The following is a 12,340-nucleotide window of genomic DNA, read 5'->3' as shown; positions in this document are numbered from 1 at the left end:
ATATAGCCTCCCTTCCCTCCAATTGTATTCTCTCCACTACAAGCCGTTTCTTTTTACAAAATTCTCTTAAAAATGGTATCGTTTTTATAACATATTCTCATCAGAAAGGAATAAAGGATATGCCTAATAAACATCGAATTTTATTTATTGGTGCCGGTCGTATGGCAGAAGCTATATTTGCTGGACTACTTACAACAAGTAAAGAATACATCGAAGAAATTATTGTTTCCAATCGAAGTAACATAGAAAAACTAACGCAACTACAAACTCAATATGATCTATCGATTACAACGGATTGGAAGCAGCATATTAAATCTGTAGATACAATTGTTTTAGCAATGCCGCCTGTTGCACATGAACAGCTATTAGCGGATCTATCGCCTCTTCTAACTGATCAATTTGTCGTGACAGTTGCTGCCGGAATCGGACCATCTTATCTAGAAGAAAGACTTCCTCAAGGGACACCTGTTGCCTGGATTATGCCAAATACAGCTGCTGAAATTGGCAAGTCTATCTCTTTATACACGACGGGAAATTCCGTAGAGCAACGACATCATGAAACGTTACAACTTCTTTTAAGAGGTATTGGTACCTCGCAGTTTTGTACCGAAGAGGAAGTTCACCAACTTACCGCAGTTACTGGTAGTGCACCTGCTTTTCTCTATCACTTTGCTGAAGGTTTAATTGAAGCAACGAAAAGCTATGGAATTGATGAGGAAACAGCAAAACATCTTGTCATTCAAATGATCGCTGGCTCTGCCGCTATGCTCCAGCAAAACCAGGATCCAGCTATGTTACGTGAACAAGTAACAACACCAGGAGGTTCAACGGCTGAAGGTTTAAAAGTTCTATATGAAAATAATTTTTCAGAAGTCATTCAACAAGCAATTGAAGCGACCAATAAAAAAGCTAGGGGGAATTAATATGACTTTAACAAGTTTAAACGACTACACAACATTACATAACGGCGTAAAAATGCCTTGGTTCGGTTTAGGTGTTTTTAAAGTAGAAGACGGATCAGAAGTAATTGATTCTGTAAAAGCAGCTATTAAAAATGGATATCGTAGTATCGATACAGCTGCCATATATAAAAATGAAGAAGGCGTTGGACAAGCAATCCGTGAATCAGGTATTCCACGTGAAGAATTATTTATCACATCAAAAGTATGGAATAGCGATCAAGGTTACGAGTCAACATTACAAGCATTTGAAACTACATTAGAAAAATTAGGTCTGGAATATTTAGATTTATATTTAGTACATTGGCCTGTAAAAGGAAAATACACTGAATCATGGAAAGCTTTAGAGCAACTTTATAAAGATGGTCGTGTGCGCGCTATTGGTGTGAGTAATTTCCATATTCACCATTTGCAAGACGTATTTGAAATTGCTGAAATTAAGCCTATGGTTAACCAAGTGGAATACCATCCACGTTTAGCACAAGAAGAATTGCACACTTTCTGTAAAGAGAATGGTATTCAGCTTGAAGCTTGGTCACCATTAATGCAAGGACAACTACTAGATCACCCAACATTACAAGAAATTGCTACCAAATATAATAAATCGACTGCACAAGTGATTCTACGCTGGGATCTACAAAATGAAGTTGTAACGATTCCTAAATCAATTAAAGAACACCGTATCATTGAAAATGCGAACATCTTTGATTTTGAATTAAGCTCGGATGATATGAAAGCAATTCAAGCTCTAAATGAGGATCATCGCGTTGGTCCAGATCCAGATAATTTTAACTTCTAGTAGAAAAACCACTGCCATGTGCAGTGGTTTTTTCACTTTAAAAAAACTGAAAATTTAAACTATATTCCATTTGATTGACACTTCATTATCTAAGGTGTAAGATTTTGAATTATCAAAGAAACACAAAAATTAATAAAATTTATTCGTTTACTCATTGTATCAAGAGAGGTGGAGGGACTGGCCCTTTGAAACCTCGGCAGCAGGTTCATTTTGAATACTGTGCCACTTCCTGCAAGCTTTATGCTTGAAAGATAGAATGAGGGACTTCGTTTATATACGGGTGCATAACTTGTACGTAAAAATCCCTCTTTCTCAATATGAAAAGAGGGATTTTTTATTTTTCATTTCCCTCATCATCATCCAAACTTAATTATTTAGGAGGAAAATCAAATGAAAAAGAAGTTTGTACCCGGTATTGCATCAGTTGTAGGAGTAAGTATTTTATTAGCTGGTTGCGGTAGTTATAAAAACGAAGCTAGCGGAGCAAATGCAAAAGACGAGGCACCTAGTAAACAGGTTTTAAACTTATCTTCACCTTCTGAAATACGAACAATGGATACAGCTCGTGCTACAGATACTGATTCTGGTCAAGTAATGAGAAACGTATTTGAAGGTTTGTATAATCTTGGTGAAGGTAACAAACCTGTCCCTGGCGTTGCAAAATCTCATGAAGTAAATGGCGATAAAACGAAGTACACATTCCATTTACGAGATTCAAAATGGTCAAACGGCACTCCTGTTACCGCGAAAGATTTTGTCTTCGCTTGGCAAAGAGCTGTCGATCCAGCAACAGCCTCTGAATATGCATTTCTATTCTTTGATATTAAAAACGCAACAAAAATTAACAACAAAGAGCTTCCAGCCGATCAACTTGGTGTAAAAGCAGTTGATGACCATACGTTTGAGGTAGAATTAGAGCGTCCTGTTCCGTACTTTATTAGCTTAACGGCGTTCCCAACATTTTTACCAATTAACGAGGAATTCTTTAAAGCACAAGGTGATAAGTACGCTTTAGAAGATAATACAATTTTGTATAACGGAGCTTTTACACTAAGTGATTGGAAGCACGAACAAAGCTTTAAATTTAAGAAAAACCCTACCTATTGGGATAAAGATAATGTCAAACTCGAAGAAATCAATTTCAACGTTGTGAAAGAGAAATCAACAGAAGTAAATTTATTCGAATCCAAACAATTAGACCGTATAAAACTAACATCTGATTTCGTTGATAAATATAAAAAGGATACTAACTTCAAAGAACGTCCGAATGTAGGGGTACAGTTTTTACGTATGAATCAACAAAACAAAGTACTTCAAAACGTTTCTGCACGCCAAGCAATCGATCAAACAATTGATCGAAAATCCTTTGTAAATACGTTATTAAATGATGGCTCTACACCAACCTTTAGTCTCGTGCCGAAAAACTTTGCAAAAGGTCCTGATGGAAAAGACTTCCGTACTACAAACGGCGATTTAACAAAAGTTGATACGAAATCTGCACAAGAATTATGGAAAAAAGCAAAAAAAGAACTAGGTTCTGAAAAGATAACATTAGAATTATTAACAAGTGACGGTGACCTTGAGAAGAAGACTGGTGAGTTCCTAAAAGGACAATTAGAAAAGAATTTAGAGGGCTTAACAGTAAATATAAAACCGCAACCACGTAAACAACAAGTTTCACTCTTACTAAAAGGCGACTACGAAATCGGAATTGATGGCTGGAGCCCTGATTTTGCTGATCCAATTACATTCCTTGAATTGTTTACAACGAATAACCCTTACAACTTAGATCATTACTCTAATAAAGAGTTCGATGAAACAATTGAGAAAGTTAAAACGACTTTAGCTGGTGATGAAAAAGCTCGCTGGGAAGCATTACTAGCATCCGAGAAAATATTATTTAAAGACTCTGTTATCGCTCCTCTTTACCAAAAAGGCGAATCTTATTTAGAGAAATCTTATGTAAAAGGCATTGTACAAGTAGACTTTGCTGGTCAATTAAACTTCAAATGGGCAAAAATTGAAAAATAAAGTGAAACTTTAAACAGCGTATTTCCACCAACCCCCATTGTTTTTTGGCAAAATATACTAAAAGTAGATTCCTTAATATGAGTGAATCTACTTTTTTAATATATTATTCCAAGAAATTAACACTTTATTTTTATTATTGACATATAGTTCTTTCTGGTGTTAATATTCTAAATAATCAAAGAAACGAAATATTTAACCATCAAAATATAATGTCTACTACGTTGAAACATATAACGATAAATTATAGTTCAACATGTATATACATATAGAACACATGATTACCTATAAACAAATACTCATACTAGGTTTTATCTCTTTCTATAGCTACTTCAAGACATGGACATTATGACGTTACGAACAACACATTTAGGGAGGAAAGAACAATGAAGAAAAAAGTTGTACCTGTTGTTGCATCTGTTTTAGGGGCAAGTCTACTACTAACTGCTTGTGGGGGAAATAAAGATAATGCGAGCGGAGCGAAAGCAAACGATAAAGCACCTGATAAACAAGCGATTAACTTATCATTTGCTTCAGAAATTCCAACAATGGATGTTGCAAAGGCAACAGACGGGGAATCCATGAATGTAATGCGAAATGTTTTTGAAGGTTTATATGCAATGGGAGAAGATAATAAACCAATTCCTGGTGTTGCTGAGTCGGTTGACGTTAGTCCCGATAAAACAAAATATACATTCCACCTGCGTGATTCAAAATGGTCAAACGGTACTCCTGTAACAGCAAAAGACTTTGTCTTCGCTTGGCAACGTGCCGTAAGCCCTGAAACAGCAGCTGAATATGCATTCTTATTCTTCGATATACAGAATGCAAAACAAATAAACCAAAAACAATTACCAGTTGATCAATTAGGCATCAAAGCTCTTGATGACAAAACTTTAGAAGTACAACTAGATCGCCCTGTTCCCTACTTCTTAAGCTTAACGACATTCTCAACATTCTTACCAATTAATGAAGATTACTTAAAATCCCAAGGTGATAAATATGGTTTAGAAACAAATCATTTAATTTACAACGGTGCCTTCACATTAGATAACTGGAAACATGAACAAAGCTTCCAATTGAAGAAGAACCCTAACTATTGGGATGCTAAAACTGTAAAATTAGAAGAAATCAACTTCAATGTCGTTAAAGATAAGTCTACAGAAGTTAACTTATATGATTCAGGACAAATTGACCGTGTTGCTTTAACTGCGGAGTTTGTTGATAAGTATAAGAACGATTCAAACTTCAAGGAACGCGCTGAAGTCGGTATCCAATTCTTACGACTAAATCAGAAAAATGCAGTATTAAAAAATCAACATGCACGCCTCGCTATTAACGGAGCAATGAATAAAAAAGCGTACGTAGAAACAATTTTAAATAACGGTGCAATCCCAGCAGAAGGAATGGTTCCTGCGAAATTCGCAAAAAGTCCAGACGGTAATGACTTCCGTAAAGAGAATGGAAATCTAGTCAAAGATGATGTGAAATCTGCAAAAGAAAACTGGAAAAAAGCGAAACAAGAACTTGGTACTGACAAAGTAACAATTGAACTATTAACAAGTGATAATGCTTTAGCTAAGAAAACTGGTGAATATTTAAAAGGTGAATTAGAAAAGAATCTAGATGGATTAACAGTGAATTTAAAACCTCAACCACGTAAACAACAATTAAAACTACTATTAAGTGGTGATTACGAAATCGGAATCGATGGCTGGGGCCCTGACTTCGCGGATCCTATTACATTCTTAGATCTATTCACAACAGATAGTGCTTATAACTTCGATAAATACTCTAACAAAGAGTACGACGAGCTTATTCGTAAAGTAAAAACTGATTTAGCTGGTGATGAAAAAGGTCGCTTTGAAGCAATGAAGCAAGCTGAAAAAATTCTATTACAAGACGGTGCTGTCGCTCCTTTATACCAACAAGGCCGTTCTTACTTACAACGCGGATTTATTAAAGGACTTGTAACAACTGATTTCGGCGGTGAATTTAACTACAAGTGGACAGAAGTTGCAAAATAATAAAATAAAAAAGGTATCCTTCGTGGGGTACCTTTTTTATTTTATACTTCTTTAACTACATGACTTTTTCTCTTTACTATTCCTTTTATAGATACAGTAACCACCGCTACCACTTGTGTAACTAATATAATGACTAATAATGAAATAATATTTTTCTCTAAACTAACCCCCAAAAATATTATTGTGTAATAACCATTCGCTGCATATGTTGCGGGAAATAATTCGCCGATTGTTTGAAATGCCTATATACATACAAGTTTTTTCAATTTAATTAATACATAAGCATGTGTCCCCCCTTAAGTAAATAATTTATTTGGTTTATACATAATTACATGAAATTGGGAAAAACTTGTATAGAACAAATTTACATAAGGAGGAATTTATAATGAGAATTTTACTATCAGCTTTATTAGCTCTTATGCTAGTACCTGCATTAACAGGATGTAAAGCTCCTGCAAAAGAAGACACAACTTCTAATAAAAAGACTACAGAAGAGGCAAAAAACGAAGCTCCTGCTGATTTAAAGCTAAATTTCAATGAATTTGATTTAAAAGCGGACTATCAGGATACAAAGAAAGACTACGAAGCTGATTATAAAAATGTAGCAGCCGATAAAAAAATGGAAGCAAAAGTTGAAGACCATAAAGCAGATGTAAAATTAACAGGTGATGAAGCTATTACAAAATTAAGCCCTCTTCTACAAGAATTAAAATTTGATAAAAACACACCCGATCAAGAAGTAATTGATCAAGTAGTAAATGTGTTCAAACTTGATAAAGACTACCAAAAATTTGATTTAGAAGTTGTCTTCTCTGATGGAACGAAGAAAGAATATAAAAGAGAAATAAAATAAAGAAGTAGGCGGTTGCCTACTTCTTTATTTTTGCATATCTTAGTTCTGGACTAGACCCGATAATGAATTGGACGCCAGATACTGATGATTTTTGCAAATACGAAGCACTTGGGAAAATAATTGGGATTAATGGTGTATCATCAAACATAATATCTTCTGCTTTATGCAATAAGTCAAAACGCTTATCTTCGTTTTGTTCAACTTCTGCTTCTTTTACTAAAGCGTCAAATTCTTTATTATGCCATTTCGCATAGTTGTTTGGACCATCACCTGCATATAAATCTAGTTTAGTAATTGGATCTAATAGAGAGCCGCCCCATCCCATATAAGCTAATTGGAAATCACTTTGCTTATATGTATCAATGTAGCTCTTCCACTCTTTATTTTCTAATTTAATATCTACACCAAGATTTTTCTTAAACATTTCTTGCATTGCTTCTGCTACTTTTTTATGTTGTGTATCTGTAGTGAATTTTAATGTTACTTCAGGTAATGTGGACCAACCTTGCTCTTTCATGCCCTCTTCTAATAATTTTTTCGCTTCTGTTGGATCAAATTTTACGTAATCACCTTTTTCTTTACGGAAATCACGACCACCTTGTGTTTTTGCTCCTTCTGGAACGAATGCATATGCTTCTTGTGCGTTATTTTTATACAGTTTTTCAACGATAAACTTACGATCAACCGCTAATGAAAATGCTTTACGTACTTTTGCATTTGTAAACGGCTCTTTTTCTACGTTAAACGAATAAATATAAGATGAAAATCCTGCAACACGCTTATATTCTCTGTTTCCTTTTTCTTTTTCAATCATCTCTTGTGGTAAACCACTTAGTAAATCTAATTCTTTTGACTTGTACAATTGGTACGCTGTTTTAGAATCTGGAATAATACGAAACTCAATTTCTTTTAATGTTACCTTTTTATCATAGTATTCTTTATTTTTTTGTACTGTAATAGCTTGGTTATGCTTCCATTCTTTTAACGTGAATGGTCCGTTCGTAATTAACTCTTTTGGATCTGTTTTTAATTTATTATTATCATCAATTGATTTTTTAGATAATGGAATAAATAATGAACTTGCTAATTTTTGTTTAATAGAAGCAACTGGGTGCTCAAGTGTTACCTTTAATGTTTGAGGATCAACGACTTGAATGCCAACTCGTCCTTCTTCACCTTTTCCAGTATTATATGCCTCTGCTCCTTTAATAAAATACATTTCTGTCGCATTCATAGAACCTGTTTTTGGGTTTAATAATCGCTTCCATGCGAACTCAAAATCATTTGCTGTAATAGGAGAACCATCTGACCATTTAATATCTTTCTTTAAATGAATTGTATATTCAGTTCCATCAGCATTTACTTCTTCTTTCTCTGCCAATTCATTTTGATATTTCCCATCACTATCTTGCGTATATAAACTTGAGAACAACTGTCCAATTATGTAACCTGACGTGCTATCTGTCGCAATGGCAGAATCAAGCGTATATGGATCACTACCAATATTCGTTACTAATCGATCTCCCTCTCCCTTACCAGCACTCGCCTTTTGCGTCTCTTTCTTACCGCAAGCGACAGAAGTAATTGCTAAAACAGTCATAATGACAAACAGTAAAAACTTCTTCATCCTACATTCTCCTTTAACCTGAAATTTTTGGTGTTGATGCTAATAATGTTTTTGTATAAGAATGTTGTGGATTACGGAACACTTCGTCCGTATTTCCAAATTCAACAAGTTCTCCTTTATATAGGACAGCCACTTTTTCACATAAATAGTGAACCATCGATAAATCATGTGCGATAAATAAATATGTATAGCCTTGTTCCTTTTGAATCTTTTGCAGCAAATGTACAATTTGGATTTGCAGTGAAACATCTAATGCTGAAATTGGTTCATCAAGGATTAAAACTTCTGGCTCACATAATAACGCTCTTGCAATAGCGATACGTTGACGTTGTCCACCGCTAAACTCGTGTGGGTAACGATCAATATATCGTCTATCTAATCCAACACGCTCTAGTGCATCACCTGCGACTTTATCTTTCAATCCTTTATCGCCTAAACCGAATGAAATATAGCCTTCCGTTACAATATCGCGTACTTTCCAGCGCGGATTTAATGCAGCTGTGGAATCTTGAAAAATAAACTGTACTTTCTGTAAGAAATTCCGCTTATTAGCTGACTTCAGCGTGTGAACAACTTGACCGTTATAATCAATTTCACCAGACGTTGGACGCTCGATCCCAGCTATGAGCTTACCAAGTGTTGTTTTTCCAGAACCACTCTCTCCAATAATGCCCAGCGTTGTTCCTTTTGGGATAGAAAGTGATATACCTTTTAACGCTGCGATTTCTTTATTTTTACTTCCATACGCTTTCGTTACTTGCTTTACAGTAATTAAATCTGTCGTCATGAGGCATTCACCCTCTCTTTTGATTTCGCTTTATTATGCTCCAGAATATGCTGCCAGCAATGTGAACTATGCTCCTCAGAATATGTTGTTCTCTCTGGGAAACGATGAATACATTCTTTTATTGCTACAGGACAACGATTCACAAACGGGCATCCAAAACTATTTAACGTTTCAATTGAAGGCGTTGTTCCCTCAATTGCTCTAAGTACCTTTTCTGAATCATCCATATTCGGAATAGCTTGTAATAAACTTTTCGTATACGGATGCTTAGGTGAACCTATTACTTCTTGTATCGTTCCTTTTTCAACAACACGTCCCCCGTACATAACTACTACTCGGTCAGCTACTTCACGTACAAGTGCCAAATCATGAGTAATTAATAAGATACTCGTATTTTGTTTTTCTTTTCTTTCTTTTAACAACTCCATAATTTGCTTTTGAATCGTTACATCTAACGCCGTTGTAGGTTCATCTGCAATAACGAGCTTTGGGTGACAAGCAAATGCAATTGCTAAACAAATACGCTGCCTCATACCTCCGCTCAACTGATACGGGTATTGTTCAAAACGTTTCTCTGCTTCATGTATCCCTAAATCATTTAGTAAGTTAATTGCAATTTCTTTTGCCTCTTTTTTCGATTTCTTTTCATGCTGCACAATTACTTCTGTAATTTGTCTTCCCACCTTCATCGTCGGATTTAAAGATGAAAGCGGGTCTTGAAAGATAAAGGAAATATCTTTCCCGCGAATTTGATTCCATTCTGATTCTTGTAAATTAGTTAATTCCTTTGATTGGAAAGATATATTTCCATCATCAATATGAATCGATTCTTGATTTAAGCCGATAATTGATTGTGCTGTAACACTTTTCCCTGAACCACTTTCTCCGACAAGTGCAACTATTTCACCTTCGTTAATAGAAAAGGAAACATGCTTCACAATTGCTTGCTTACTATTCTCTTTTTCAACGGCTAACGTTACGTTTTCTAAAGATAAGATTTGTGCCATGTTTTTTCTCCTTTCGATTACGTTTTACGATTTTCGGATCAATCGCATCTTGCAAACCATCACCAATCGCATTAAATGCGAACATGATTAGTGCAATCATGATTGCTGGGAAGAAAAGTTGCCACCATTCACCGCTTAGTAATGTCCCGAGTGCATCGTTCGTCATCGTGCCCCAGCTTGCCGCTGGTGATTGTACTCCAAGTCCGATAAAGCTTAAAAATGATTCTGAGAAAATAGCGGCTGGAATTGTAAATGATAAATTTACGATAATAATCCCCGTTAAGTTTGGAATTAAATGCCCATATATAATTTTCATATGAGATGTACCTAATCGCTCTGCTGCGATAACAAATTCTCTTTGTTTTAAAGACAAGACTTGCGCTCTAATGAGACGTGCCATGCCAATCCATCCCGTTAACGCAAGGGCGATTATAATTGTAAAAAGTCCTGGTTTCATAACGATTAATAGTAAAATGACAATTAATAAATATGGGATACCGTATAACACTTCAATCCCTCTTATAATCCACTCATCAATTAACGTTCCAAGACGATTACGCCCTCTCACGTATCCACTAAATCCACCGATAAGTACACCGAGTCCTATATCGAGAGCTGCTGCAACTAACCCAACTGTTAGTGAAATTTTCCCACCAGCCCAAGTACGCGCCCAAATATCTCTCCCTAAATCGTCTGTTCCGAACCAACGCTCACTACTAGGCGGTAAATTAGTTGCTTCTTTTACTTGTTCACTCGCAGTAAATGACGTTAAACTTTCGCCAATAAGTGAGAAAACAATAATTAGTAATAACGTCACTGCCCCTAAAACTGCTATAGGATTTGATATAAACTTGCGAAACACTTCCTTTTTTCGGCTAATCGTTTGCTGATCTTTATTTATAGTTAATTCTTTTTTCTCTTCATTCGTTAATAACTGGTCATTAATTTCATAAGCCCCCATTTAAACATCCTCCTCCTTACGTAATAGAACGAATACGCGGATCAACAATACGATGAATGATATCTGTAATAAAAATACATACAATTAATAGCGAACTATAGAAAATGGTTGTTCCCATAATTACCGGATAATCTCGGTTAAAAATACTATCTACAAAATATTTTCCTAAACCAGGAATTGAAAAGATTTTTTCAATAACGAAAGTTCCTGTTAAAAGTCCTGCCATTAATGGGCCAACAAATGTAAGTACCGGAACAATTGCATTTCGAAGAGCATGTCTTATAATGATTTTCTTAATTGGTATACCTTTCGCTCTCGCTAGCTTAATATAATCACTCTGCAACACTTCAATCATATTAGAGCGAACAAATCTTGTAATAACTGCGATTGGCCCGAGCGCTAATGCGAAAGAAGGTAATACAGTATGCTCAAACGTTCCCCAAGACGCCACTGGTAGTAATTCAAATTGGATGGCGAATACTTGTATAAATAGTGGAGCTAAAATAAAACTAGGAATAGAAATACCGAGAATCGCAAGCAAGCTTACACTATAATCAATCACTTTCCCGTGATATAGCGCGGCAAATGTACCTGCGGCAATTCCGACTAACAATGAAATAACAAATGCTTGTAAACCAATAATTGCTGATGGTCCAAAACCGGTTGTTATAATTTCCGATACACCTTGACCTGTCGATTGAACAGATTCACCAAAATCAAAATGAGCTACCCCATCCAAATAAGCAACATACTGATTCCATAACGGTTCATCAAGGTGATACTTTGCTCTCATGTTTTGTATCACTTCTTCAGGAAAGATTTTCGCATCTGACGAAAATGGATCCCCTGGAATAATATGCATAATTAAAAATGTTACTGTCGTAATAACCCATAGTGTAAATACCATAACCGATAGTTTTTTAACAACATACACTCTAATAACCCCCTAAACTCATAAATTTACTTTGTTTTATTGACGTATCTTTCCCATTACTCCCTTTTCTCTTCTTAAAATACAAAAAGCCTTGATCTTAAAAAATAAGATCAAGGCTTAATAAACAAAGGCCCATCACTTATCTTTCAAGACTTTCTTGCTGGAATTAGCACGGTGTTCTATTACAGAACCCGCTGCTGAGGTGTCATAGGGCCAGTCCCTCTACCTCTCTGGATAAGTAAATTGCTATATTATTATTTGGTTCAAATTGTATATTTTGAATTATAATTCTGAAAAAATGAAAAGTCAATCTAATTGGATATATTTAGAAAAATCAATTTTTAATGGCGTTATTTCT

The 12,340-nt window shown here is 35.3% G+C and carries 10 protein-coding genes, 1 pseudogene and 2 riboswitches; of the genes and pseudogenes, 5 read left to right on the top strand and 6 right to left on the bottom strand.

Going from position 1 to position 12,340, the window contains the following annotated elements:
- Positions 1–119 precede the first annotated feature (119 nt).
- The 4 genes from proC (at position 120) to BAQ49_RS05460 (ending at position 5,813) form a co-directional block, all read left to right on the top strand.
- Positions 120–923, top strand: a complete 804-nt coding sequence (gene proC, locus BAQ49_RS05475; protein WP_071744499.1) for a pyrroline-5-carboxylate reductase — start codon at positions 120–122, stop codon at positions 921–923.
- Position 924: 1 nt separating this feature from the next.
- Positions 925–1,758, top strand: coding sequence for a glyoxal/methylglyoxal reductase (locus BAQ49_RS05470; protein ID WP_071744498.1), 834 nt, complete (start codon positions 925–927; stop codon positions 1,756–1,758).
- Between the two features lie 153 nt (positions 1,759–1,911).
- A riboswitch (SAM riboswitch) is annotated at positions 1,912–2,016 on the top strand.
- A 132-nt stretch (positions 2,017–2,148) separates the two neighbouring features.
- On the top strand, positions 2,149–3,789 hold the full coding sequence (locus tag BAQ49_RS05465; RefSeq protein ID WP_071744497.1) for a peptide ABC transporter substrate-binding protein: 1,641 nt from the start codon (positions 2,149–2,151) through the stop codon (positions 3,787–3,789).
- Between the two features lie 383 nt (positions 3,790–4,172).
- Positions 4,173–5,813 carry a peptide ABC transporter substrate-binding protein gene (locus BAQ49_RS05460; protein ID WP_071744496.1) on the top strand — a complete coding sequence of 547 codons (1,641 nt, stop codon included), beginning with the start codon at positions 4,173–4,175 and terminating at the stop codon, positions 5,811–5,813.
- Positions 5,814–5,854: 41 nt separating this feature from the next.
- On the opposite strand, the pseudogene BAQ49_RS34050 reads toward BAQ49_RS05460, so the two are convergent.
- Positions 5,855–6,052 (bottom strand): annotated as a pseudogene (locus tag BAQ49_RS34050) (ABC-2 transporter permease); the annotation flags it as partial.
- A 146-nt stretch (positions 6,053–6,198) separates the two neighbouring features.
- On the opposite strand from BAQ49_RS34050, the gene BAQ49_RS05450 reads away from it, so the two are divergent.
- Complete coding sequence (locus tag BAQ49_RS05450) at positions 6,199–6,666, top strand: YusW family protein (RefSeq protein WP_071744494.1); 468 nt, start codon at positions 6,199–6,201, stop codon at positions 6,664–6,666.
- 16 nt (positions 6,667–6,682) lie between these two features.
- On the opposite strand, the gene BAQ49_RS05445 is transcribed toward BAQ49_RS05450, so the two are convergent.
- From BAQ49_RS05445 to BAQ49_RS05425, 5 genes are read right to left on the bottom strand one after another with little or no spacing between them, the layout of a single operon-like run.
- A complete protein-coding gene (locus BAQ49_RS05445; RefSeq protein WP_071744493.1) occupies positions 6,683–8,293 on the bottom strand; it encodes a peptide ABC transporter substrate-binding protein in 1,611 nt (536 codons plus the stop codon).
- A 13-nt stretch (positions 8,294–8,306) separates the two neighbouring features.
- Entirely contained in the window at positions 8,307–9,080 is a 774-nt protein-coding gene (locus BAQ49_RS05440) for an ABC transporter ATP-binding protein (protein WP_071744492.1), read from the bottom strand.
- Positions 9,077–10,087 carry an ABC transporter ATP-binding protein gene (locus BAQ49_RS05435; protein ID WP_071744491.1) on the bottom strand — a complete coding sequence of 337 codons (1,011 nt, stop codon included), beginning with the start codon at positions 10,085–10,087 and terminating at the stop codon, positions 9,077–9,079. Before BAQ49_RS05435 ends, BAQ49_RS05440 begins: the two co-directional genes overlap by 4 nt.
- Positions 10,044–11,048 (bottom strand): ABC transporter permease, encoded by a 1,005-nt coding sequence (locus BAQ49_RS05430; RefSeq protein ID WP_071744490.1) that lies wholly within the window; start codon positions 11,046–11,048, stop codon positions 10,044–10,046. The genes BAQ49_RS05435 and BAQ49_RS05430 overlap by 44 nt, the downstream gene beginning before the upstream one ends.
- 16 nt (positions 11,049–11,064) lie before the next feature.
- Positions 11,065–11,982, bottom strand: coding sequence for an ABC transporter permease (locus BAQ49_RS05425; RefSeq protein WP_071744489.1), 918 nt, complete (start codon positions 11,980–11,982; stop codon positions 11,065–11,067).
- Positions 11,983–12,118: 136 nt separating this feature from the next.
- A riboswitch (SAM riboswitch) is annotated at positions 12,119–12,223 on the bottom strand.
- Positions 12,224–12,340 lie beyond the last annotated feature (117 nt).

The organism is Bacillus proteolyticus (assembly GCF_001884065.1).
In the GTDB taxonomy this organism is placed as follows: domain Bacteria; phylum Bacillota; class Bacilli; order Bacillales; family Bacillaceae_G; genus Bacillus_A; species Bacillus_A proteolyticus.
The sequence above is the reverse complement of the archived record's forward strand: the minus strand, read 5'-3'. Positions and strand labels throughout refer to the sequence as shown.

Bases quoted from the DNA above. Each gene is read 5' to 3' on its own strand.
- BAQ49_RS05440 (WP_071744492.1), bottom strand. From the start codon at position 9,080: ATGACGACAGATTTAATTACTGTAAAGCAAGTAACGAAAGCGTATGGA.
- BAQ49_RS05435 (WP_071744491.1), bottom strand. From the start codon at position 10,087: ATGGCACAAATCTTATCTTTAGAAAACGTAACGTTAGCCGTTGAAAAA.
- BAQ49_RS05445 (WP_071744493.1), bottom strand. From the start codon at position 8,293: ATGAAGAAGTTTTTACTGTTTGTCATTATGACTGTTTTAGCAATTACT.
- BAQ49_RS05450 (WP_071744494.1), top strand. From the start codon at position 6,199: ATGAGAATTTTACTATCAGCTTTATTAGCTCTTATGCTAGTACCTGCA.
- BAQ49_RS05430 (WP_071744490.1), bottom strand. From the start codon at position 11,048: ATGGGGGCTTATGAAATTAATGACCAGTTATTAACGAATGAAGAGAAA.
- BAQ49_RS05470 (WP_071744498.1), top strand. From the start codon at position 925: ATGACTTTAACAAGTTTAAACGACTACACAACATTACATAACGGCGTA.
- BAQ49_RS05460 (WP_071744496.1), top strand. From the start codon at position 4,173: ATGAAGAAAAAAGTTGTACCTGTTGTTGCATCTGTTTTAGGGGCAAGT.
- proC (WP_071744499.1), top strand. From the start codon at position 120: ATGCCTAATAAACATCGAATTTTATTTATTGGTGCCGGTCGTATGGCA.
- BAQ49_RS05465 (WP_071744497.1), top strand. From the start codon at position 2,149: ATGAAAAAGAAGTTTGTACCCGGTATTGCATCAGTTGTAGGAGTAAGT.